Here is a 20,252-nt window from a genome sequence, read left to right on the forward strand (position 1 = left end):
CGCGCCGAGTGGGCTGCCGGGCGGGCTGTCGGTCCGCCGGGTGCCCGGCCGGCCCGGGTCACCCGGTGACGCTCGGCGCGCCCGTCTCGATGTGTCCGGTGTACCGGCGCGACCAGGTGCCGTCGATGTCGGCGAAGACCGTGAAGTCGTACCAGCCGTCGTTGTACGCGACCGCGTTGAAGAAGTCCTCGCGCGAGGAGTTCGCAGCCACCGTGTACGTCCACGGCCCGTCCGAGCGGTAGGCGTTGGAGCGGATCGTGAAGGTGACGGGTCCGGCCGACGAGTTGGTCATCCGGAACCACAGGGCCGTCTTGCCGGTCCCGGCCTCGGGCGCGAACCGGGCCGCGACCTCGACGGCCTTGCCCGCCTTCGACGCGTCGCCGATGAAGCGGCGCAGGAACCGGTTCGGGCCCATCATCGAGATGTCGTACTTCCCGGAGCCCGACCCGAGCCCGATGTTGAAGTAGTCGGAGGCCGTGCCGCCGGGGTCGACGGTGTACTGCCAGGCAGCGGTGTCCCGGTACTGGTGCGGGTGGATCGAGAAGTGGGCCGGCCGCTTGGCCTCCGCGCCCTGGTTCGTCATCGAGAACCAGGCCAGGATCTTGCCTGCGGCGCCGAACTCGAACCGGTCGAGGTTGCCGTTGACCTGGTACGGGACCGCGCGCGCGGGACGGGTACCGGGCTCCTGGGCGGGCAGGGCGTTGTTCTGCGGGGCGGGGTTCGGGAGCGGGCCGCAGGTGGCCTGCCCGATGACCTTCGCCGTCGACGGCAGGTCGGCGGGAACCCCGTACACCGGGTGCGCGAAGTCGAAGACCCCGGTGAGGTCGCCCGTGACCTTGCGCCGCCAGGCGCTGATGTTCGGGCAGGTGGCCGGGGTGCCGAGAGCCGCCGTCCAGGTCTCCAGGAAGCGCAGCACGGAGGTGTGGTCGAAGACCTCGGAGCTGACCCAGCCACCTCGGGTCCACGGGGACATGACGAGCATCGGCACGCGGAAGCCGAGGCCGATCGGCACGCCGTCGAGGTACTCGCCCGGCGTGTCCGGCGGGGCGACCGGCGGCGGCACGTGGTCGAAGAAGCCGTCGTTCTCGTCGTAGTTGAGGAAGAGGACCGAGGAGTCGAAGACTTCGGGGTTCGCGGCGAGGGCCCGGTAGACGAGGTCGACGAAGTGGGCCCCGTCGCCGGGGGGCGCGTAGGGGTGCTCGGAGAAGGCCTCGTTCGCGACGACCCAGGACACCTGGGGGAGGGTGCCCGCCAGCACGTCGGCGCGGATGGCGGCGGCGATGTCGTCGGGCGTGGAGCCGGTGACCTTGGGGACCGAGCCCATGCCCCGGTCGTACAGCGGGTCGCCGGGGCGGGCGTCGGTGAACTTCTTGAAGTAGGCGAGGCCGTTGTCGCCGTAGTTGTCCTGCGCGTTCTGGTAGACCTTCCAGCTCACCCCGGCCCGCTGGAGCGCCTCGGCGTACGTCTCCCACGTGAGGCCCGACTCGTCGCCGCCGTCCTTGCTGGAGGCGTCAATCTTCCCGCTCCACAGGAAGGTCCGGTTGGGGCCCGTGGCGCTGAGCGTCGAGCAGAAGTAGGCGTCACAGACGGTGTAGTGGTCGGCGAGGGCGTGGTGGAAGGGGATGTCCTCGCGGCCGAGGTGGCCGAGCGACCGGGTGTTGCCGACGCCCGTCACCCAGTTGTCCATGCGGCCCTTGTTCCAGGCGGCGTGCTGCGAGGTCCAGCTGTGCGGGAGGTCGCCGTTGCACTGGGCGAGCGTCTCGCCGTCGACGCCGCCGGCGGGCGGGGTGTCGCTCAGTTTCCAGGGGTACTGGCGTCCGCCCCAGTTGGGCTGCTGGAACATGCCCCAGCCGCCGGGCAGGTTGCCGGCGGCCCGGTCGCCGAAGCCCCGGACGCCGCGCAGCGTCCCGAAGTAGTGGTCGAAGCTCCGGTTCTCCTGCATGAGGATCACGACGTGCTTCACGTCCGTGAGCGTCCCCGTGGCGCTCCGCGCGGCGGCCGAGGCCCGCCCCGCCGGCAGCGCCGCCCCGGCGACGAGCCCCGCGCCGATCCCGACGAATCCCCTGCGACTGATGGGAAGCATGCCCCGCCTCTCCCGTCCCGGCATGCCCGGGCGGCACACCGGGAGCCATGATGGGGGAGCGGCGGTTAAAGGTATAGAGGCGTGCAGTTATGTCTGAGTGAACGATCAGTAACCACGACTGATCGCCATCGAAATGCGACTTGGCCATTGGTGCGGCTGCGCACCAATGGCAGTCGTCCTCAGACCGTGAGGACCTTGACGCCCGCCTCGTGCAGCTGCTCCATCGCCTCCGCCGAGATGCCCGTGTCCGTGACGACGAGGTCGACGCGGTCCAGGCCGCAGATGCGGGCGAAGGCGCGGCGGCCCAGCTTCGAGGAGTCGGTGACGACCACGACCCGGCTCGAACGCTCCGCGAAGAGACGGCTGATGCTCGCCTCGTCCTCGTGGTGGGCCATGATCCCGAGCTCGGCGTCGACCCCGTCCACGCCGAGGATCACCACGTCGAGGACGACCTCGCTGAGGACGCCGACGGTCAGCGGGCCGACCAGCTCGTAGGTCTGCGGGCGGGCGACCCCGCCCGTCGTGACGAGCTTGATCTGCGGGCGGACCGCCAGTTCGCCGGCGATGTTGAGGGCGTTGGTGACGACCGTGAGGGCCGGCCCTGAGCCCTCCTGGCGTCCGCTGCTGAAGCGGAGGGCGAGGGAGCGGGCCACCTCCGTCGTCGTCGTGCCGCCGTTGAGGCCGACCACCTCGCCGGGGGTCACCAGGTCGGCGGTCGCCGCCGCGATCCGCTGCTTCTCCGAGGCGTGCCGTGCCGACTTGTACCGCAGGGGCAGTTCGTACGACACGCCGTGCGCGACCGCTCCGCCCCGCGTCCGTACGAGCAGGCGCTGCTCGGCGAGCTCGTCGAGGTCCCGGCGGATCGTGGCGGCGGAGACCTCGAGCGTGGTCGCCGCCTCCTCGACCTCGACCTTTCCCGAGACCGCGAGCAACTCCAGGAGCGCGTTCCACCGCTCGTGCTTGGACATGGGCCCATCCCCTCCCGTTCGTGCGCGCGTCCGATTCTAGCCGCCGGAAGGCCGAAGCCCTGGTATCAAGATGCGTGCATCTGCTTGAATGAAGCCAGCTTCACGCAACTTCGCACAATGTCTGCGCACTTTTCTTGCAAGGAGCCCGTATGACCACCTCCCGTACCGCCGTGGAGATCGCCTCCCAGCCGGCCACCTGGCGCCAGGCCGCCCGCACCCTTCCCCAGCACGCCGCCGCCCTCCCGCGCCGCGGCGAGCGGGTCGCCGTGATCGGCTGCGGCACCTCCTGGTTCATGGCCCTCGCCTACGCCGAACTGCGCGAGGCCGGCGGCCACGGCGAGACCGACGCCTTCGCCGCCTCCGAGTTCCCCTACGGTCGCCGCTACGACCGGGTCGTGGCCATCACCCGTTCGGGCACCACGAGCGAGGTCCTCGCCGTCCTCGCCCGCCTGCGCGGTTCCATCCCCACGGGCGCCCTCACGGCCGACCCCGCGACCCCGGTGATGGACCTCGCCGACGAGGTCGCGGTCCTCGACTTCGCCGACGAGGAGTCGGTCGTCCAGACCCGGTTCGCCACCACCGCGATCGCGCTCTTCCGCGCGCACCTGGAGGCCGAGGACGCCCTGCCCGCCGGTGTGCGGCCGCTGGCCGAGGCCGCCGACGACGCCGAGCGCGCCTGCGCCGAGCCGCTCGACGAAGCCGTCCTGACCGCCGAGCAGTTCACCTTCCTCGGCACCCACTGGACCTACGGCCTCGCCCTCGAAGCAGGTCTGAAGATGCGCGAGGCGGCCGGCGGGTGGACGGAGGCGTACCCGGCGATGGAGTACCGCCACGGCCCCATCAGCATCACCGGACCCGGGCGCGTCGCCTGGGGCTTCGGCGCCCTCCCCGAGGGCCTCGCCGACGAGGTGCGCAAGGTCGGCGGCACCGTCGTCGAGAGCGAGCTCGACCCGCTCGCGGACCTCGTCCGGGCCCAGCGGCTCGCGGTCGCGGTCGCCGAGGCGCAGGGGCTCAACCCCGACACCCCGCGCAACCTCACCCGCTCCGTGATCCTGCCCGACCGCCATGCCTGAGCCTTTCGCGCTCACGCCCGGCGAAACCCCGCCCCTGCCCGTATCAGCCACTTCTGCCACCGGAGTACGACCGTGCCGCTGACTCCCACCGACGAGATCGTCCGCCGCGCCCGCGCGGCCGGCACGGGCGTGGGTGCCTTCAACGTCCTCCAGCTGGAACACGCGCAGGCCATCGTGGCCGGCGCGGAGCACGCCGACCGGGCGGTCGTCCTCCAGATCAGCGAGAACACCGTCAAGTACCACGGCGGCCTCGAACCGGTCGCGCTCGCCTCCCTCGCCGTGGCCCGCGCCGCGAAGATCCCCGTCGCGGTCCACCTCGACCACGCCGAGAACACCGACCTCGTCCGCGAGGCCGTCGCCCTCGGCCTCGGCTCGGTCATGTTCGACGCCTCGAAACTGCCGTACGAGGAGAACGTCGCCGCGACCCGCGAGGTCGTCGAGCACTGCCACCAGCACGGCGTCTGGGTGGAGGCCGAGCTCGGCGAGATCGGCGGCAAGGGCGGCGCCCACACCCCGGGCGTCCGCACGGACCCCGAGGAGGCCCACGCCTTCGTGACCGCCACCGGGGTCGACGCCCTCGCCGTCGCCGTCGGCAGCGCCCACCAGATGGTGACCCGGGACGCCGTCCTCGACTTCGAGCTCATCGCACGGCTGCGCGCGGCCGTCGAGACGCCCCTGGTGCTGCACGGCTCCTCCGGCGTGTCCGACGCGGACCTCGCGGCGGCCGTCGCGGCGGGCATGACGAAGGTCAACGTGTCGACCCACCTCAACAAGGCCTTCACCCAGGCGATCCGCTCCCATCTCGCGGAACACCCGGACGCGTTCGACCCCCGCCACTACCTCACCCCGGCCCGTACGGCGGTCGCCCGGGAGGTCTCGCACCTCCTCGCGGTGCTGTCCCCGGCCTGACCGCCGCGCCGGGGGCTGCTCGCGGCCCCCGGCTACTGGCGCCCCCCCGCTACTCGCAGGCCACGCCGTCCCCGTCACGGTCCAGGTGGCGGCCGTAACCCGGCTCCCCCGCGTGGATCGGGTCGGCGCCCGCCGCGCGGACGGCGGTGCAGTTCCTGTAGTAGACGTCGGCGGGGGAGTCCTCGGTCGGCTCCGGTGCGGCCGTGCGCGCGGGCGGCGGAGTCGTCTTCGGCACGGGCTTCGGGGTCGGCTCCGGGGCAGGCGTCGACTTCGGGGTCGGGGTCGGCGTCGGCTTGGGAGTCGGCTTGTGGAGCAGCTCCTTCGTCGACGCCGGGCACGGCACACCCGGTTCGGTCAGGTAGACCACGGGCACCATCGACGACACCGGCTCGCCCGCGTCCGGACGCTGGAAGCAGGCGAGCCAGTCGGCGTACGTCGCGGGCAGTTCGACGTCCTTGTACGCGGCGTACGCGCGCCCCGCGTTCTTCGTGAGCAGCGGCTGCGCGGCCTTGTAGTCCTCGCCCACGAGCTGCGGCATCACCGCCGCCTCGCTCTCCGTGGGCGTGGCCGAAGGGGAGGAGGACGGCGAGGCCGGAGCGGTGGTCGTCGACTGCGTCGCGGAGGGCATCGGCGCGCCCTTCGCGTCGTCCGCCGGGTCCTTCGGCGGGTCGGGGACGAGGAACGGCAGCAGGAACCACAGGGTCGCGAGGACCGTGGCGACGATCTTCTTCGCCTTGCTCCAGAGACTGAGCCACGCCAGGGCGATGCCGCCGGGCGGGAAGACGACCAGGGCCACGACGACGAGCGCGGGATGCTGCCACCAACGCCGGACCGGTGCGGGGAACGGCGACGGGGCATAGGGCGACTGTCCGTACGGCTGTCCGTAGCCGGGCGGCGGGGGCTGGGTCATCGGGGAACTCCACGGTGGCGGTGAACGTGGGGGGGCGCCTCAACGTACACAGAGTCTTCACGTCGCTCTTACGTGTCGCACCGATCCGATTTCGAAGCCAGAGCCGTTCGCCCTGATCAGAGAGGGGCCTCCGGCCCGCGCCGCCGCGGGCGGCTGGCGAACGGCCCCCGCGGAGTACGTCAGGATGGAGGCATGACCCAGATCCGTACGCCCCGCCTTCTCCTCCGACCCGTGACCGACGAGGACCTCGTCCCCCTGGCCGAGATCAACGCCGACCGCGAGGTCATGCGCTGGATCGGCGACGGCTCGGCAAGGGACCTGGACGAGACCGCCGAGGACATCGAGCGGTACGAGGAGGAGTGGGACGACGAGGGGTTCGGCGTCTTCGCCGTCGAACTGCTCGCCTCGGGCGAACTGATCGGCATCTCCGGACTCACCGTCCCTCAGGACCTGCCCGAGCTCGCGGCGGAGGTCGCGCTCGACTGGCGCGTCGGCAGGCCCTTCTGGGGTCAGGGGTACGCCTCCGAGGCCGCCCACGCGGTCCTGGAGTTCGCGCTCCAGGACCGGGGGCTCGGAAGGGTCGTCGCCGTCACCCACATCGGCAACACGGCGGCGGAGAACGTCCTCGGCAAGCTGGGCCTGGCCCCCGAGCGGGACCTGGACCACCCGGTCCACGGGGTCCCGCTGCGGGTGCACGCGATCGACCTCACCGAGTACGAGGCCTGACAGACGGGCGTCCCGGTACTCGGTGAGGCCGGGGGATCAGAAGCGCTCGGGCAGGTCCCGCTCGGCCGGGAAGGAGACCGCCGAGGCGGCCGACTCGGGCGCGGTCTCGGGCGCGGTCTCGGCCGTGGCGGAGCGCGCGGCGGCGGAGCGCGCGGCGGCCGCCGCCGGCTTCTTGCCGCAGAACGCGGCCTCCAGCGTCCCGCCCAGCGCCGTGTTCGCCGCGCCGTGGTTCGACGTGTTCGCCACCGCCGACAGGGAGCGCTTGCCGTCACGCGTCGAGAAGGCGTACGTGTAGTAGCCCTGCACGGTCCCGGTGTGGCCGAAGATCTGCGTGCCGCACGACAGGTCGTAGCGGCGCAGGCCGAGCCCGTAGAACCGGGTGTTGGTGGCGTCCGTCGGCGTCACCGTCGTCATCGCCTCCAGCATCGCCGGGGACAGCAGCCGGCCGCGCATCAGCGCGCTCGTGAACTTGTTGAGGTCCCCGGGGCTGGAGATGACGGCGCCCGCCGACTGCGCCCAGGAGACGGTCTGCTCGGTGGAGTTCACCAGCGCGCCGCCCTCCTCGTCCGGGTGCAGGTAGCCGCGCACGTGCAGCCCCTTGATCCGGGTGTCGGGATGGACGTACGAGGTCGAGCGCAGCTTCAGCGGCTTGAAGATGCGGCGCTCGTACGCGTCGGCCACCGGCCGACCCGTCAGCTTCTCGATGAGCATGCCGACCACGACGAAGTTGGTGTTCGAGTACTTGTAGGAGACGCCGGGCTGGGTGGTGCGCGGCTCGGCGAGGGAGAGGGCGACCAGCTCCTCGTAACCGAAGACCCGGTTCCGCACGGCCTCGAAGCCGGGGACGGTGTTCGCGAACATGGCGTTCGTGTAGTCGGCCAGGCCGCTGCGGTGGGTGAGGAGGTGACGGACCGTGATGCGGTCGTCGGGGAGCAGGCCCGGCAGGTAGGTGTTGACGGAGGTGTCGAGGGTCAGCTTGCCCTCCTGGACCAGCTGGAGGAGGACGACCGTGGAGAACGTCTTGCTGACGCTGCCGATGCGGAAGCGCGCGTGGACGTTCATCTCCGCGCCCGTGTCGCGGTCGCGGACGCCGACGGTACGGCTCTCGACGCCGTCGGGGCCGACGAAGCGGGCCATGGCGCCGGGGGCGCCGTTGGCCATGGCGGCGTCGAGGGCGGCGGTCACGCCGTCCATGTCGGGGGCCGGCACGGCGGTCTCCGCGCCGGTGACGGGCGTGGCGTCCGGACGGGACTCGGCGGCGAACGCGGTCGTCGCGGGCGCCGCGCCCAGGGCGAGGGCCGCGACGAGGGCGGCGCTCACGGTGTTGAGCGTACGGCGGTGGCGGGACGGCAGGGACACTAAAGTTCCTCGGCTTCTTCCGGTGGTCGATCGGTCGGACGGGCGCGGGGAACCTGCGGGTCGTACCCACGCCCATGGATCATGAGTGCCAACGGCGGTGATCGGTTCCCTCCAGGCGCCGCGTACCCTCGATGCCGTGCCCCGTTCCCAGCTCCAGCGCGTCGCCGTCCTCGTCCTCGAAGGGGCGAAACCGCTCGACGTCGGTATCCCGGCGCAGGTGTTCACGACCCGCGCGAGCATGCCGTACGAGGTACGGGTCTGCGGCGCGTCGCCCGGCACCGTCGCGGGCGGCGACGGACTCTCGTACCTCGTGGCCCACGGACTCGAAGCCCTCGAATGGGCCGACATCGTCTTCGTCCCCGGCTACCGCTTTCCCGACCGCGAGGACCCGCCGCAGGCCGTCGTCGAGGCGCTGGTCGCCGCGCACGCGCGGGGCGCGCGGCTCGCCGCGATCTCGACGGGCGCGTTCGCGCTCGCCGCGACCGGACTCCTCGACGGCAAGCGCGCCACGACGCACTGGCACTACGCGCGGGCGCTCGCGGCGAAGTGGCCGCTGATCGACGTCGACGAGAACGTTCTCTTCGTCGACGAGGGCAGCGTCCTGACCTCCGCCGGCGCCGCCTCGGGCATCGACCTCTGTCTGCACATCCTGCGCCGCGACCTCGGCGTGTCCGCCTCGAACCACGCGGCCCGCCGGCTCGTCGCCGCGCCCTACCGCAGCGGTGGCCAGGCCCAGTACGTCCCGCGCAGCGTGCCCGAGGTCCACGGCGAGCGCTTCGCCGCGACCCGCGAATGGGCGCTGCGCCGGCTCGACGAGCCCCTGACCCTGGACCTCCTGGCACGCCACGCGGCCGTCTCGGCCCGGACCTTCTCCCGCCGCTTCGTCGAGGACACCGGCTACACCCCCATGCAGTGGGTCATGCGCGCCCGCATCGACCTGGCCCGCGAGCTCCTGGAGCGCTCGGACCGAGGCGTCGAGCAGATCGCGGCGGACGTCGGCCTCGGCACGGGCGCCAACCTGCGCCTCCACTTCCAGCACATCCTGGGCACGACGCCGAGCGAGTACCGGAAGACGTTCGCGCAGGGGGAGTGACGCTCCCCGTCCGGTGGTCGGACCCGCTTCCACCTGCGTCGATGCCCCGCCAACCCCCTTTGGCGCGATCCTTGCGGACCGTGGCGATCACGCCGCTGTTTCGTTCCGATGTCGTGCGCGAGTCTGGATCGCAACGGAACGGAAGGGACACCGCTCATCATGACTCGCATCGCCATCAACGGATTCGGCCGCATCGGACGCAACGTGCTGCGTGCTCTCCTCGAGCGCGAGAGCGACCTCGAGGTCGTGGCCGTCAACGACCTCACCGAGCCCGCGGCCCTCGCCCGCCTGCTCGCCTACGACACCACCTCCGGCCGCCTCGGCCGCCCGGTCTCCGTCGAGGGCGACGTCCTCGTCGTCGACGGCCGCCGCATCAAGGTCCTCGCCGAGCGCGAGCCCGCGCAGCTTCCCTGGGCCGAGCTGGGCGTCGACATCGTCCTCGAGTCGACCGGCCGCTTCACCTCCGCGAAGGCCGCCCGCGCGCACATCGACGCCGGCGCCAAGAAGGTCCTCGTGAGCGCCCCGGCCGACGGTGCCGACGTCACCCTCGCGTACGGCGTGAACACCGACGCGTACGACGCCGAGCTCCACACGATCGTCTCGAACGCCTCCTGCACCACCAACGCGCTCGCGCCGCTCGCCTCGGTCCTCGACGAGCTGGCCGGCATCGAGCACGGCTTCATGACGACCGTGCACGCCTACACGCAGGAGCAGAACCTCCTCGACGGCCCGCACCGCGACGCCCGCCGTGCCCGCGCCGCCGCGTGGAACATCACGCCCACGACGACCGGCGCCGCCAAGGCGATCGGCCTCGTGCTCCCGCAGCTCGACGGCAAGCTGTCCGGCGACTCGATCCGCGTCCCCGTCCCGGTCGGCTCCATCGTCGAGCTCAACACGACCGTCTCCCGCGACGTGACCGTCGACGAGGTCCTCGCCGCCTACAAGACGGCCTCCGAGGGCCGCCTCGCCGGTGTCCTGGAGTACTCGGACGACGCCCTCGTCTCCTCCGACATCGTCGGCAACCCGCACTCGTCGATCTTCGACTCGGCGCTGACCCGCGTCGAGGGCCGCCACGTGAAGGTCGTCGCCTGGTACGACAACGAGTGGGGCTTCTCGAACCGCGTCATCGACACGCTGACGCTGCTCGCCAACGGCTGACACTGACGCCGGCACCACGGCCGCACCGAAAGGGAGGACTGGGCATCTGCCCAGTCCTCCCTTCGCAGCTCTGGGCTCCTGCCGGGAGACAGCCGCACGGGGGACCCCGACCATGGGCACCAGTCGCGATTGCGTGGACGCGCAACGCGCCGTATCCATGGAGGAGTTCCTATGTCAGGGAAGTACGCGAGAGCGCGCCGCGCGCTCGGCACGCTCCTGCTCGCCGTCACGCTCTCGGCCTTCGCCACGCCGGGCACCGCGGGCGCAGTGGAGGACACGACGACGAGTCCCGCCTCGGCCGCCGTCGACTTCGGCCAGACCGGCCCCTACGAGGTGAACGTCGACATCGGCGTCGTGCACACCTTCTACTACCCGAAGAACATGGGCCAGTCGGGCGAGCGGCACCCCGTCGTGATCTGGGGCAACGGCACCGGGGCCGTACCGGGCATCTACAGCTCGCTGCTCCGCCACTGGGCCAGCCAGGGCTTCATCGTCGCAGCCGCCAACACCCCCACCTCGAACTTCGCGATCACCATGCGCGGGGGCATCGACGTCCTGGAGCAGTGGAACGCCGACCCCGGCAGCCGGTTCTACGGCAAGGTCGACCTCGACCACATCGGCTCCGCCGGCCACTCGCAGGGCGGCGCGGCCGCCATCAACGCGGCGATCGACCCACGCGTCGACACCGCCGTCCCCATCCAGCCCGGCCCGATCGCCAGCGCCGACCTGATGGACGAGCCCGTCTTCTACCTCGCCGGACAGCGGGACCTGACGGTCTGGCCGGCCCTGGTGAAGGCCTTCTACCGCGACTCGGGCCACGTCCCCGCCGTGTACGGGGAGGTCCGCGGCGCCGGCCACCTCAGCTCCATCGGCGACGGCGGCGAGTTCCGTGCCCCGACCACCGCGTGGCTCCGCTTCTGGCTGATGGGCGACGAGCGCGCCCGTGGCCTGTTCTTCGGCCCGAACTGCGGCTACTGCGTGGACACCGGCCTGTGGTCGGACTGGATGCGCAACACCAAGGCGCTCCAGATCCCCGGCCCGACGTCCTCCTGACGTCGCGATCGTCCGGTCCGCCCCCGTCATCGAAGGGCGGACCGGGCCGATCGTCACCTGACGAGGAACTCCGCGCACCGGTACGGTCCCAGGGGCGCGCCCTCGGCCGGCCGGATCGTGACCTCGACGTCGTCGGCGCGCACCTTCGGGTCGAGGACGGACTGCGCCCGCGCCAGCGTGCACACCACCTGGCCCGTGCCCTGGTCGCGGCCCGACAGCGGATACGGATCGTCGAGCAGCACCGTCACCCGGGTGCCCGTCCCGCTCACCGAGTAGCCGCCGAGACCCTGGACGAGGGAAGTCAGCCCGTCGCGCTGCTCTGCAGGGCCGGGGCCCGCGGCGAGCAGCTTCATGACGGCGGCCAGGCTGTCGACCTTCCTGTCGAGCAGCGGCACTCCGCGCAGGCCCGTGTCGGATGCGTAGTACAGCCGCATCCCGCGCGTCAGCCCCGACGCGGGCTCTCCCGCGCCGACGACCCCCGTTGGCTGGACGCCGCAGCCGGTGAGGGCGGCTCCCAGCGCGGCGACCCCCAGGAGGGCGAGCGTCGCCGCCTGCCGGATCCTCATTCCGCGTGCTCCTCCGTACGTCGCAGGGGCAGGCGCAGCGTGAACACCGCGCCGCCCTCCGGCCCGTCGGCCGCCTCGATCGTGCCGCCGTGGAGCCGGGCGTTCTCCATGGCGATCGCCGTGCCGAGGCCACTGCCCGGTCCCTCGGCGTCCGCCGCTCCACGCGTCCGGGCCGCGTCCGCCTTGTAGAACCGGTCGAAGACCCGCTCACGGGCCCCGGGCGGCAGGCCGGGACCGTGGTCCGCGACCCGCAGCGTCGCCCATTCCCCGTCGTCCGCGACGGTCGTCCGGAGGGTCACGGTGACGGGCGGTGCCCCGTGCCGCAGCGCGTTGCCCACCAGATTCGCCACGATCACGTCGACGCGCCGCCGGTCGACCACCGCCCGTACGCCCCGGGGGAGATCGGCCCGCACCCGGTCCGTCCAGCCCCGCAGCGCCAGCGACGCCCGCACGGTCTCGGCGAGGTCCGTCTCGGCCGCGTGCAGCCGTGCCGCCCCCGCGTCGAAGCGGGAGATCTCCATCAGGTCCTCGACCAGCCGGGAGAGCCGCGCCGTCTCCGTGCCGACGGTACGGGCCGCCCGCGCCGCGTCAGGCGGCAGCTGGTCGGCATCCTCCTCCAGGACGGTCGCGACCATCGTCATCGCCGCCAGGGGCGTCCGCAGCTCGTGCGACACGTCGGCCACGAACCGTCGTGCCCTCGCCTCCTGCGCGCGCAGTTCCGCGTCGGACTCCTGGAGCGCGTCGGCGGTCTCGTTGAACGTCCGCGCCAGGTCGGCGAGTTCGTCGTGCCCGGTGGCGACGACCCGGCTCCCGAGGTCCCCGTCCGCCAGCTGCCGGGTGGCCCGGCGCAGCTCCCGTACGGGACGCAGGACCGTCCGGGCGGCGAGCAGCGCCAGGACGGCGGCGAGGAGCACCACCGGCAGGACGCCGGACCGCACGGAGTCCAGGAGGGCCGCCGTGTCGTCCCGTTCGGCCCGCAGGTTGCTGATGGCGAAGACCTCCAGACCGGAGGTGCGACGGTCCCCGTCGGCGTACGTCACCGGCATCCCGACCACCAGATACGGCTCGCCGTGCCACGTCACCCGCTGGAAGTGGGCGCCGCTCCCGGTGCGTACGGCGGTGCGCAGCTCCGGGGTGATGCGGCCCTCGGTGACGGCGAGCGGATCGGAGGAGGCGACGAGGTCCTGGTGGCGGGCGACCACGATGCGGGCCCCGAGACCGTCCGAGACCTTCGTCGCGAACCGGGCCAGGGAACGCTCGTCGGGCGGCAGGTCGAAGTCGGCGGCCAGCGCGGTGGTCCTGTCCCGAAGGTCCTTCACGGCGGCGTTCTGCGCGCGCTGGAGCACGGCGGTGCGCGCGTCCCGGTACGCGAGGGCCGTCGCGGTCACCGCGCTGACCAGCGCGACGAGCACGAACGCGACGACGAGCCGGGTTCGCAGCCCTCCGACGAGCCGCCCGCGCCTCACAGCGGCCCGAAGCGGTAGCCGAAGCCCCGCACCGTCTGCACGTACCGGGGCCGCGCCGGTACGTCCTCCAGCTTGGCCCGCAGCCGTCCCACCGCGGCGTCCACGATCCGTGAGTCGCCGAGGAAGGTGTGGTCCCAGACGGAGGCCAGCAGCTGCTCGCGGCTGAAGACCCGGCCGGGGGAGGCCGACAGTTCGAGGAGCAGCCGCAGCTCGGTCGGAGGCAGGGCGACCGGGGCGCCGTGCTTGGTGACGGTCAGGCCCGCCCGGTCGATGACGAGACCGGCGAGATCGGCGTCCGCTCCCCGGACGGGCGCGGTGGGTTCCGCGCGGCGCAGCGCCGCCCGGATACGGGCCTCCAGGACAGGCGCGGTGACGGGTTTGACCACGTAGTCGTCGGCGCCCGCCTCAAGCCCGGCCACGATGTCCCGGTCGTCGCCGCGCGCGGTCAGCATGATGACCGGCAGGACCGCGTTGACCGCGCGGATGCGGCGGCACACCTCCAAGCCGTTCATCCCGGGCAGCATCAGATCCAGGACGGCCAGGTCGACGTTCGGGCCCGCCGGGCCGTCGAGGAGGGCGAGGGCCTGTTCTCCCGTGGCGGCCGTCGCGACGTCGTACCCGTGCCGGCGCAGCACGAGTTCCATCCCGTCCCTGACGGAGACGTCGTCCTCGATGAGAAGTACATGCGGCATGAGGCCGATTATGGGCACAGTGAACCCCGATCACCGGCTCCGATGGCAGGTCAATGCCCAGGTCGGAGCCATTGTTACGTTCTCATCATGTCGTCATGGACGGCTCATCACGTGGTGTGGGGACGGTGGAGCACATGAACCCCTCCACGACCTCGCACACCACCTTCCGTGCTGCCAGGCGGCTGCGCCTCGTCGCCCTCGCCACCGTCCCCGTCCTCGCCTTCACGGCGGCCTGCGGCCGCGACGGAGACAGCGCCGACGGTGGGAACGGGCACGACGCCATCGCCTCCGTACCGGACACCCCGGCGGCCTCGGCGCCCGGAAAGGGCACCGGAAGCCCGAGCGCCGGGGCGTCGGGAAAGTCCGCCTTCTACGACGCCCAGCTGGCGTACGTCCAGTGCATGCGCGCCAAGGGGGGCTACAAGGACTTCCCCGACCCGAAGCTCAGCGGTCACCTCGACTGGACGAAGATCGGTGAGATCTCGTCCAGGCCCGGGCAGAACGAGGCCGCCAAGGGCGGCAAGAACGCCGTCTGCGGCCCCGAACTCCAGCGGGCCATGGCGGCCGAGCCCCAGCGCGACCAGCAGAAGGACTACGAGTCGATGCTCGCGCACGCCAAGTGCATGCGCGACAACGGCGTCTCCCGCTTCACCAACCCGACCATGAGCGGCGGCAACGCCCAGCCGGGCGGCGACCCGAACCCGGCGTCGCCCGTCATCGACACGGACTCGCCCGCGTACAAGCAGGCCCGGGAGGCCTGCGCGCCGAAGCTTCTCGACGGTCTGGACGGCATGCAGTGAGCCGCCGCACCACGCTCCTCGTCGTCGCCGTGGGAGCCGTCACCGCCTCCGTGGCCGGTGGCGTCCTGCTCCTGGGCGGCGACGGCGACGGCGGAACCGCGGCGAAGGGCGGCGACCGGCCGCCCGCCACCGCCACCGTCGTCCGAACCGATCTCGTACGGTCCAAGACCGTGGACGGCACGCTCGACTTCGCCCAGCGCCGTACCGTCAAGTCGGCCGTCGAGGGCACCATCACCGTGGCGGCCCCCGAAGGGAAGACCCTGGGCAGGGGAGAGGCGCTCTACGAGCTGAACGACAAACCCGTCACCCTCCTCTACGGGCCCGTCCCCATGTTCCGCGAGATGAAGAAGGGCGACCGGGGCAGCGACGTCCTCCAGCTGGAGCGCAATCTCCGCGACCTGGGATACGGCGCGAAACTGTACGTCGACACGCGGTACGACGAGTCCACCGAGGCGGCCGTCAAACGCTGGCAGAAGTCCCTCAACCGCGAGCCCACCGGACGTGTGGGCAAGGGCGACGTCGTCTTCCAGACCGGACAGGTCAAGGTGGTCGCCGCCGATGCCGCGCTCGCCGACCAGGTCGCCCCCAACGGCCCCGTCCTCACCGTGGCCTCCACGCGGCCCGTGGTCCGGGCACAGCTGGATCAGACCGACGGGGCGCTCACCTCCCGCGGCACCAAGGTCGAGGTCACCCTGCCCAGCGGCAAGACCGTGACCGGCAGGGTCGACGGAACCGTACGCCCCGCGGAGAACGCGTCCGGAAGCGGCGGGGGCGCCCAGGACGGCATCACCGTCGAGGTGGTCCTCGACGGTGGGGCGGGAGCCGCGCACGGCGAGGACGCCAAGGCCTCGGCGAGCGTGAAGTTCGTCAGCGAGGCCCGCGAGAACGTTCTCGCGGTCCCCGTCGAGGCGGTCGTCGCGCTGCGTGGCGAGGACGGGGGATACGGCCTCCAGATCGTCCGGGAGACCGGCTCGACGATCGTCAGGGTCGAGACGGGGATGACGGCCGACGGACAGATCGAGGTCAAGGGCCCGGATCTGCGCGAGGGGATGAAGGTCGGGGTGGCCTCGTCATGACGACGCCCCCGGCGCCCCGCGCCGTACGTGCCCCGGTCATCGAACTGAGGGACGCCGGCAAGGCGTACCCCGGCGGCGTCCACGCCCTGCGCGGAGTGAACCTCACCGTCGAGGAGGGCGAACTGCTCGCCGTCGTCGGCCCCTCCGGATCGGGCAAGTCCACGATGCTCAACATCATGGGCACGCTCGACAAGCCCACCACGGGTACCGTCCGGGTCGCCGGACACGACGTGTCCGCGCTCTCCGACGCCCGGCTCTCCGCCCTGCGCGCCCGCCACATCGGCTTCGTCTTCCAACACTTCCACCTGGCGGCGGGGCGCGACGCGGTGGACAACGTCTCGGACGGTCTGCTTTACGCGGGCGTCCCGTTGAAGGAGCGGCGCGCGCGTGCGCGTGAAGCCCTCGCCAAGGTGCGGCTCGACCATCGGCGCGCGCACACGCCGAACGAGCTGTCCGGTGGTGAGAAGCAGCGCGTGGCCATCGCGCGCGCCCTCGTGAAGGATCCGCGTCTGCTGCTCGCGGACGAACCGACCGGGGCGCTCGACACCGCGTCCGGGGAGATCGTCATGGAACTCCTGCACGAGCTGAACGCCTCGGGCACCACGATCTGCGTGATCACGCACGACAACGAGATCGCCGACTCGCTGCCCCGGCGGGTGCGGTTCAAGGACGGCGAGATCGTCTCGGACACCCGGTCCGGTCCGGCCGCCCCGGCGCGCGAAGGGACCCCGCCACACGGAGGGACCCCGCCACAGGAAGAGGACGCGTCATGAAGCGGGACCTCACCCCCTCCCGCCTCGCTCCCCGGGACATCCTGCGCGTCGGCGCCGTCGGCCTGCGCGCGCGTCGGGCCCGTGTCGTGCTCTCGGCGCTCGGCATCGCCATCGGCATCGCGACCATGGTCGCGGTCGTCGGCCTGTCCGAGTCCAGCCGCGCCGATCTGATGGCCCGGCTGGACCGGCTCGGCACCAACCTGCTGACGGCGGAGGCGGGCAAGGACGCCACCGGGCAGGAGGTCAAGCTCCCCAAGAGCGCCGTTGCCATGGTCGAGCGGATCGGGCCGGTACGGCACGCCACCGCGACCGGTGACGTCGACGCGCGCATCCGCCGCAGCGACGTGGTCCCGGAGGAACGCACCGCGGGCGTGACCACCCAGGCGGCGGGGATCGATCTGCTGGCCGCGCTAGGCGGCGAGGTCGAGGAAGGCGTGTGGCTGGACCCGGCCCGCGAGCGTCTCCCCGTGACGGTCCTGGGCGCGACGGCGGCGCAGCGGCTCGGCATCACCGGCACCGGTGAGACGATCATGATGAACGACACCCGCGTGGTCGTCGTCGGCATCCTCGCCCCGATCGAACTGGTCCCCACCCTGGACCGGGTGGCCCTCGTCGGGTTCCCCGCCGCCGAGCGCTACCTCGGCTTCGACGGCCACCCCACCACCGTCTTCGAGCGCTCGACGGACGCCTCGGTGGAGGACGTACGGGCGGTCCTGGCCCGCACCATCAGCCCTGGCGCCGAAGGCGGGGTGAAGGTGTCACGCCCCTCGGACGCGCTGGCCGCCAAGGCCGCCACCGACGAGGGGCTGACGGCCCTCATGCTGGGTCTGGGAGCGGTGGCGCTCCTCGTCGGCGGGGTGGGCGTCGCCAACACGATGGTGATCTCGGTGCTCGAACGCCGCCAGGAGATCGGCCTGCGCCGCTCGCTGGGCGCGACCCGCAACGCGATCCGAGTCCAGTTCCTGACCGAGTCGTTGCTGCTGTCCGCGCTGGGCGGCACGACCGGCGCGTTCCTCGGCGCGGCGGCGACGTACGCGTTCGCGCACGCCCAGGGCTGGACGGCGGTGGTCCCGCCCTGGTCCCTGGGGGGCGGTCTGGCAGCGACCCTCGTGATCGGCGTGATCGCGGGCCTCTATCCGGCGATCCGTGCCTCGCGGCTCCATCCGACGGTGGCGCTGAGCGCCACATGACGACGTGTCCCGGCCGGCCGACGGAGAGGTCGGCCGACCGGGACACGGGGACGTGCGGAGGATCAGGACAGGTCGAACCGGTCCAGGTCGGCGACCTTGGCCCAGGCCGCGACGAAGTCCGTCACGAACTTCTCCTTGGCGTCGTCGCTCGCGTAGACCTCGGCGAGCGCGCGCAGCTCGCTGTTCGAGCCGAAGACGAGGTCGGCGCGGCTGCCGGTCCACTTGACCGCGCCGGAGGCGTCGCGGGCCTCGAACGTGGTCTGGTCGTCGGAGGTCGACGTCCACTCCGTACCCAGGTCGAGCAGGTTGACGAAGAAGTCGTTCGTCAGCTTGCCCGGGGTCTCGGTGAGGACACCGAGCGAGGTGCCCGGCTGGGTCACGCCCAGGGCGCGCAGGCCGCCGACGAGGACCGTCAGCTCCGGGGCGCTCAGGGTGAGCAGGTTGGCCCTGTCGAGGAGCAGGTACTCGGCCGGGAGGCGCTGGCCCTTGCCCACGTAGTTGCGGAAGCCGTCCGCCGCCGGCTCCAGGGCGGCGAAGGACTCGACGTCCGTCTGCTCCTGGGAGGCGTCGACGCGGCCCGCCGTGAAGGGCACCTCGACGGTGTGACCGGCGTCCTTGGCCGCCTTCTCCACGCCCGCGGCGCCCGCGAGGACGACGAGGTCGGCGAGGGAGACCTGCTTGCCGCCGCTCTGCGCGGAGTTGAAGGACGACTGCACGCCCTCCAGGACGCGCAGCACCTGCGCCAGCTCGTCCGGGTTGTTGACCTCCCAGTTGCGCTGCGGCTCCAGGCGGATGCGGCCGCCGTTGGCGCCGCCGCGCTTGTCGCTGCCGCGGAAGGAGGAGGCGGCGGCCCAGGCGGCGGAGACCAGCTGGGTGACCGTCAGGTCCGAGGCGAGGATCTTCTCCTTGAGGGAGGCGATGTCGGCCGCGTCGACGAGCTCGCCCGAGCGCGCCGGCAGCGGGTCCTGCCAGAGGAGCTCCTCGGAGGGCACCTCGGGGCCGAGGTAGCGGGCGACCGGGCCCATGTCGCGGTGGGTGAGCTTGTACCAGGCGCGGGCGAACGCGTCGGCGAACTCGGCCGGGTTCTCGTGGAAGCGTCGCGAGATCGGCTCGTAGATCGGGTCGAAGCGGAGCGACAGGTCGGTGGTGAGCATCGTCGGGAGGTGCTTCTTCGCCGGGTCGTATGCGTCCGGGATGACCGCCTCGGCGTCCTTCGCGACCCACTGGTGGGCGCCCGCAGGGCTCTTGGAGAGCTCGTAGTCGTACCCGAAGAGGTTGTCGAAGAAGCCGTTGCCCCACTGGGTCGGCGTGGTGGTCCAGGTGACCTCCAGACCGCTGGTGATGGCGTCGGGGCCCTTGCCGGAGCGGTAGGTGCTCTTCCAGCCGAGGCCCTGGGCCTCCAGCGGCGCGGCCTCGGGGTCGGCGCCCACGTTGTCGGCGGGGCCGGCGCCGTGGGTCTTGCCGAAGGTGTGGCCACCGGCGATGAGGGCGACGGTCTCCTCGTCGTTCATCGCCATCCGGCCGAACGTCTCGCGGATGTCGCGGGCCGCGGCCAGCGGGTCCGGAGTCCCGTTCGGGCCCTCGGGGTTGACGTAGATGAGGCCCATCTGGACCGCGCCGAGCGGGTTCTCCAGCTCACGGTCGCCCGTGTACCGCTCGTCGCCGAGCCAGGTGGTCTCGGGGCCCCAGTAGACGTCCTCGTCCGGCTCCCACACGTCCGCGCGGCCGCCGGCGTAGCCGAAGGTCTCGAAGCCCATGGTCTCCAGGGCCACGTTGCCCGCGAGGATGAGGAGGTCGGCCCAGGAGATGTTCTGGCCGTACTTCTTCTTCACGGGCCAGAGCAGACGGCGGGCCTTGTCCAGGTTGCCGTTGTCCGGCCAGCTGTTGAGCGGCGCGAAGCGCTGCTGACCGGCGCCGGCGCCGCCGCGGCCGTCGCTGATGCGGTACGTGCCGGCGCTGTGCCAGGCCATACGGACCATGAACGGGCCGTAGTGGCCGAAGTCGGCCGGCCACCAGTCCTGCGAGGTCGTGAGGACCTCGGCGATGTCCGCCTTCACCGCCGGCAGGTCGAGGGCTTCGAACGCCTTGGCGTAGTCGAAGTCCTCGCCGAGCGGGTTGGCGACGGCGGGGTTCTTGGCGAGGATCTTCAGGTTGAGGCGGTTCGGCCACCACTGGCTGTTGCCGCCACCCTGCGTCGGGTGCGCGGCGCGCTCGTGCGCCACCGGGCAGCCGCCCGCGCCGCTCTCCGCCTTGGCGTCGGTGACGATTGCATCATGGTTCTCAGACATGGGAATCCTTTTCTCCCGCAGCGCTGGAGGCTTTACTGTCCCTTGGCTACCAACTAAACCGATCCTACG

At 72.1% G+C, this 20,252-nt stretch carries 18 protein-coding genes; 10 read left to right on the forward strand and 8 right to left on the reverse strand.

The genetic code is table 11. The features are described from left to right. Positions 1 to 58 precede the first annotated feature (58 nt). The gene (locus ACFC0Z_RS04870) at positions 59 to 2,083 is read right to left on the reverse strand and encodes a phosphocholine-specific phospholipase C (protein WP_376432768.1); all 2,025 of its coding nucleotides are present in this window, start codon (positions 2,081 to 2,083) and stop codon (positions 59 to 61) included. A gap of 179 nt (positions 2,084 to 2,262) precedes the next feature. Further along, positions 2,263 to 3,051: a DeoR/GlpR family DNA-binding transcription regulator gene (locus tag ACFC0Z_RS04875; protein WP_376432770.1), complete on the reverse strand. Its 789-nt coding sequence runs from the start codon at positions 3,049 to 3,051 to the stop codon at positions 2,263 to 2,265. 149 nt (positions 3,052 to 3,200) lie between these two features. On the opposite strand from ACFC0Z_RS04875, the gene ACFC0Z_RS04880 reads away from it, so the two are divergent. Both ACFC0Z_RS04880 and ACFC0Z_RS04885 read left to right on the forward strand, forming a co-directional pair. After that, a complete protein-coding gene (locus tag ACFC0Z_RS04880) occupies positions 3,201 to 4,124 on the forward strand; it encodes an SIS domain-containing protein (protein ID WP_376432772.1) in 924 nt (307 codons plus the stop codon). 72 nt (positions 4,125 to 4,196) lie between these two features. Then, positions 4,197 to 5,033: a ketose-bisphosphate aldolase gene (locus ACFC0Z_RS04885; protein ID WP_376432774.1), complete on the forward strand. Its 837-nt coding sequence runs from the start codon at positions 4,197 to 4,199 to the stop codon at positions 5,031 to 5,033. A 49-nt stretch (positions 5,034 to 5,082) separates the two neighbouring features. Here the strand turns inward: ACFC0Z_RS04885 and ACFC0Z_RS04890 are convergent, their stop codons facing one another. After that, the gene (locus ACFC0Z_RS04890) at positions 5,083 to 5,943 is read right to left on the reverse strand and encodes an excalibur calcium-binding domain-containing protein (protein ID WP_376432776.1); all 861 of its coding nucleotides are present in this window, start codon (positions 5,941 to 5,943) and stop codon (positions 5,083 to 5,085) included. A 192-nt stretch (positions 5,944 to 6,135) separates the two neighbouring features. On the opposite strand from ACFC0Z_RS04890, the gene ACFC0Z_RS04895 reads away from it, so the two are divergent. Next, complete coding sequence (locus tag ACFC0Z_RS04895) at positions 6,136 to 6,669, forward strand: GNAT family N-acetyltransferase (RefSeq protein ID WP_376432778.1); 534 nt, start codon at positions 6,136 to 6,138, stop codon at positions 6,667 to 6,669. 36 nt (positions 6,670 to 6,705) lie between these two features. On the opposite strand, the gene ACFC0Z_RS04900 is transcribed toward ACFC0Z_RS04895, so the two are convergent. Next, entirely contained in the window at positions 6,706 to 7,989 is a 1,284-nt protein-coding gene (locus ACFC0Z_RS04900; RefSeq protein WP_376432780.1) for a serine hydrolase domain-containing protein, read from the reverse strand. A 175-nt stretch (positions 7,990 to 8,164) separates the two neighbouring features. Between ACFC0Z_RS04900 and ACFC0Z_RS04905 the strand changes: the two genes are divergently transcribed. The 3 genes from ACFC0Z_RS04905 (at position 8,165) to ACFC0Z_RS04915 (ending at position 11,332) form a co-directional block, all read left to right on the forward strand. After that, a complete protein-coding gene (locus tag ACFC0Z_RS04905; RefSeq protein ID WP_376432782.1) occupies positions 8,165 to 9,121 on the forward strand; it encodes a GlxA family transcriptional regulator in 957 nt (318 codons plus the stop codon). A gap of 159 nt (positions 9,122 to 9,280) precedes the next feature. Further along, positions 9,281 to 10,279: a type I glyceraldehyde-3-phosphate dehydrogenase gene (gap, locus tag ACFC0Z_RS04910; protein WP_376432784.1), complete on the forward strand. Its 999-nt coding sequence runs from the start codon at positions 9,281 to 9,283 to the stop codon at positions 10,277 to 10,279. Positions 10,280 to 10,450: 171 nt separating this feature from the next. After that, positions 10,451 to 11,332, forward strand: coding sequence for an acetylxylan esterase (locus tag ACFC0Z_RS04915; protein ID WP_376432786.1), 882 nt, complete (start codon positions 10,451 to 10,453; stop codon positions 11,330 to 11,332). Positions 11,333 to 11,385: 53 nt separating this feature from the next. Here ACFC0Z_RS04915 and ACFC0Z_RS04920 read toward each other — a convergent pair whose 3' ends face one another. From ACFC0Z_RS04920 to ACFC0Z_RS04930, 3 genes are read right to left on the reverse strand one after another with little or no spacing between them, the layout of a single operon-like run. Beyond that, on the reverse strand, positions 11,386 to 11,898 hold the full coding sequence (locus ACFC0Z_RS04920; protein WP_376432788.1) for a hypothetical protein: 513 nt from the start codon (positions 11,896 to 11,898) through the stop codon (positions 11,386 to 11,388). Beyond that, positions 11,895 to 13,310, reverse strand: a complete 1,416-nt coding sequence (locus ACFC0Z_RS04925; protein WP_376432790.1) for an ATP-binding protein — start codon at positions 13,308 to 13,310, stop codon at positions 11,895 to 11,897. The genes ACFC0Z_RS04920 and ACFC0Z_RS04925 overlap by 4 nt, the downstream gene beginning before the upstream one ends. A 50-nt stretch (positions 13,311 to 13,360) precedes the next feature. Further along, positions 13,361 to 14,056: a response regulator gene (locus tag ACFC0Z_RS04930; protein ID WP_376432792.1), complete on the reverse strand. Its 696-nt coding sequence runs from the start codon at positions 14,054 to 14,056 to the stop codon at positions 13,361 to 13,363. Positions 14,057 to 14,190: 134 nt separating this feature from the next. Between ACFC0Z_RS04930 and ACFC0Z_RS04935 the strand changes: the two genes are divergently transcribed. The 4 genes from ACFC0Z_RS04935 to ACFC0Z_RS04950 are packed head-to-tail and all read left to right on the forward strand — an operon-like array spanning position 14,191 to position 17,895. Continuing rightward, a complete protein-coding gene (locus ACFC0Z_RS04935; RefSeq protein WP_376432793.1) occupies positions 14,191 to 14,856 on the forward strand; it encodes a hypothetical protein in 666 nt (221 codons plus the stop codon). Continuing rightward, positions 14,853 to 15,932, forward strand: coding sequence for a peptidoglycan-binding protein (locus ACFC0Z_RS04940; protein ID WP_376432795.1), 1,080 nt, complete (start codon positions 14,853 to 14,855; stop codon positions 15,930 to 15,932). Before ACFC0Z_RS04935 ends, ACFC0Z_RS04940 begins: the two co-directional genes overlap by 4 nt. Then, the gene (locus tag ACFC0Z_RS04945) at positions 15,929 to 16,705 is read left to right on the forward strand and encodes an ABC transporter ATP-binding protein (protein ID WP_376432797.1); all 777 of its coding nucleotides are present in this window, start codon (positions 15,929 to 15,931) and stop codon (positions 16,703 to 16,705) included. Before ACFC0Z_RS04940 ends, ACFC0Z_RS04945 begins: the two co-directional genes overlap by 4 nt. After that, the gene (locus tag ACFC0Z_RS04950) at positions 16,702 to 17,895 is read left to right on the forward strand and encodes an ABC transporter permease (protein WP_376432799.1); all 1,194 of its coding nucleotides are present in this window, start codon (positions 16,702 to 16,704) and stop codon (positions 17,893 to 17,895) included. Before ACFC0Z_RS04945 ends, ACFC0Z_RS04950 begins: the two co-directional genes overlap by 4 nt. A 62-nt stretch (positions 17,896 to 17,957) precedes the next feature. Here ACFC0Z_RS04950 and katG read toward each other — a convergent pair whose 3' ends face one another. Beyond that, a complete protein-coding gene (gene katG, locus ACFC0Z_RS04955) occupies positions 17,958 to 20,183 on the reverse strand; it encodes a catalase/peroxidase HPI (RefSeq protein WP_376432800.1) in 2,226 nt (741 codons plus the stop codon). Between the last annotated feature and the right edge of the window lie 69 nt (positions 20,184 to 20,252).

Origin of the sequence: Streptomyces sp. NPDC056144 (assembly GCF_042264145.1) — a bacterium.
In the GTDB taxonomy this organism is placed as follows: domain Bacteria; phylum Actinomycetota; class Actinomycetes; order Streptomycetales; family Streptomycetaceae; genus Streptomyces.

Coding starts and splice junctions, on each gene's coding strand:
- ACFC0Z_RS04870 (WP_376432768.1), bottom strand. CDS start 2,083: ATGCTTCCCATCAGTCGCAGGGGATTCGTCGGGATCGGCGCGGGGCTC.
- ACFC0Z_RS04875 (WP_376432770.1), bottom strand. CDS start 3,051: ATGTCCAAGCACGAGCGGTGGAACGCGCTCCTGGAGTTGCTCGCGGTC.
- ACFC0Z_RS04880 (WP_376432772.1), top strand. CDS start 3,201: ATGACCACCTCCCGTACCGCCGTGGAGATCGCCTCCCAGCCGGCCACC.
- ACFC0Z_RS04890 (WP_376432776.1), bottom strand. CDS start 5,943: ATGACCCAGCCCCCGCCGCCCGGCTACGGACAGCCGTACGGACAGTCG.
- ACFC0Z_RS04895 (WP_376432778.1), top strand. CDS start 6,136: ATGACCCAGATCCGTACGCCCCGCCTTCTCCTCCGACCCGTGACCGAC.
- gap (WP_376432784.1), top strand. CDS start 9,281: ATGACTCGCATCGCCATCAACGGATTCGGCCGCATCGGACGCAACGTG.
- ACFC0Z_RS04915 (WP_376432786.1), top strand. CDS start 10,451: ATGTCAGGGAAGTACGCGAGAGCGCGCCGCGCGCTCGGCACGCTCCTG.
- ACFC0Z_RS04920 (WP_376432788.1), bottom strand. CDS start 11,898: ATGAGGATCCGGCAGGCGGCGACGCTCGCCCTCCTGGGGGTCGCCGCG.
- ACFC0Z_RS04930 (WP_376432792.1), bottom strand. CDS start 14,056: ATGCCGCATGTACTTCTCATCGAGGACGACGTCTCCGTCAGGGACGGG.
- ACFC0Z_RS04935 (WP_376432793.1), top strand. CDS start 14,191: ATGAACCCCTCCACGACCTCGCACACCACCTTCCGTGCTGCCAGGCGG.
- ACFC0Z_RS04945 (WP_376432797.1), top strand. CDS start 15,929: ATGACGACGCCCCCGGCGCCCCGCGCCGTACGTGCCCCGGTCATCGAA.
- ACFC0Z_RS04950 (WP_376432799.1), top strand. CDS start 16,702: ATGAAGCGGGACCTCACCCCCTCCCGCCTCGCTCCCCGGGACATCCTG.
- katG (WP_376432800.1), bottom strand. CDS start 20,183: ATGTCTGAGAACCATGATGCAATCGTCACCGACGCCAAGGCGGAGAGC.